The organism is Dietzia sp. CW19, assembly GCF_014145265.1.
GTDB classification, from domain to species: Bacteria; Actinomycetota; Actinomycetes; order Mycobacteriales; family Mycobacteriaceae; genus Dietzia; species Dietzia natronolimnaea.
Map to the genome: position 1 here is coordinate 1 of NZ_JAALEE010000064.1, position 1,698 is coordinate 1,698.

The 1,698-nt window shown below is 70.5% G+C and carries 1 protein-coding gene; it reads right to left on the minus strand.

What is annotated here, in order from left to right:
- Positions 1-143: 143 nt before the first annotated feature.
- Positions 144-1,698: alpha-1,4-glucan--maltose-1-phosphate maltosyltransferase (locus G6021_RS02410; RefSeq protein ID WP_182610635.1), on the minus strand; the 1,555-nt coding region annotated here is incomplete at its 5' end.

Sequence of the window (1,698 nt, forward strand, 5' to 3'; positions counted from 1 at the left end):
CCCCGCCTCGTCGCGGGCGACCTCCTCGGGCGTCCGCCAGGCCGCCCCGGGGTCGACGGGCGGTGGCACCCTGCCGGGCGCCGTGGCGGAGCTCTCGGTAGCGGGTCGGCCCTTGCCGTGGTGCTTTCCCATGCCGTTGTCCCTCAATCCACGATGTGCGTGCGGTAGGTCAGTTCGACCCTACGTGCTTCGTCGCAGGGCGGGACCACGACGATGTGTGCGACCGCCGTCCACGGCTCGAGTCGCACGTAGTTGCTCGAACCCCAGTGGAACTCGCTGCCGGAGACCTCGTCGTGGACGCTGAACCGGGCGTCGTCGTCGTACCCGAGGGCGGCCATGTCCAGCCGGAGGGTGCCCTCCTGGACCCCGTGCGAGTCGAGTGAGACCACCGTGAGGACGCAGTCGCCGGTGGTGGGGTCGAGTTTGGAGTAGGCGAGGATCTGGTCGTTGTCGACGTCGTGGAACCGCAGGGTGCGCAGCTGCTGGAGGGCGGGGTGCTCCCGGCGGATCCGGTTGAGGGTCCGGAGCCACGGCGCGAGGGACTGGCCCGCCGCCTCGGCACCGGCGAAGTCCCGGGGCCGGAGCTCGTATTTCTCCGAGTCCAGGTACTCCTCGCTGCCGTCGGTGACGGGCTGCCACTCGAACAGCTCGAAGCCCGAGTACACGCCCCACGCCGGGGACAGCGTGGCCGCGAGCGTCGACCGGATCGCGAACATCGCGGGGCCCCCGCGCTGCAGCGACTCGTGGAGGATGTCCGGGGTGTTGGTGAACATGTTGGGCCGGGCCTCGTCGACGTGCGCCAGCAGCTGCTCGCAGAACTCCACCAGGTCGGACTTGGTGGTCTTCCAGGTGAAGTAGGTGTACGACTGCGAGAAGCCCCGCCTGGCCAGGCCGAACATGCGGGCGGGACGGGTGAAGGCCTCGGCGAGGAACAGCACGTCCGGTTCCGTGCGCTTGACCTCGGCGATCAGGCGGCTCCAGAAGTCGGCCGGCTTGGTGTGCGGGTTGTCCACCCGGAAGATCCGTACGCCCAGGGAGGTCCACAGCCGCACGACCCGGAGCACCTCGGCGTAGATCCCCTCGGGATCGAGGTCGAAGTTGACGGGGTAGATGTCCTGGTACTTCTTGGGCGGGTTCTCGGCGTAGGCGATGTGCCCGTCGGGCAGCACCGTGAACCACTCGGGGTGCGCCTGCGCCCACGGGTGGTCCGGCGCGCACTGCAACGCCAGGTCCAGGGCTATCTCGACACCCCTCGTGGCGGAGTACTCGACCAGCTCGCGGAAATCCTCGATGGTGCCGAGCTCCGGGTGCACCGCGTCGTGGCCGCCGTCCGCGGAACCGATCGCCCAGGGCGAACCGACGTCGCCCGGGTCCGGGGTGAGCGAATTGTTGCGGCCCTTCCGGTTGACCACCCCGATCGGGTGGATGGGCGGCAGGTACACCACGTCGAAGCCCATGTCCGCGGCGTGGTCGATGTGGGTGCGCGAGGTGGCGAAGGTGCCGTGGACGGGCCGGCCCCGCTCGTCCCACCCGCCCGTGGAGCGGGGGAAGAACTCGTACCACGAGCTGAACTGGGCCTCGCGCCGGTCGACCCAGACGCGGTGGGTCTGACCGGCCGTCACCAGCTCGCGGACCGGTCCGGCGGCCATCGCGGCCGCGACCTCGTCGGACAGCGCCCGCGAGGTCCGGGTCCGGGCG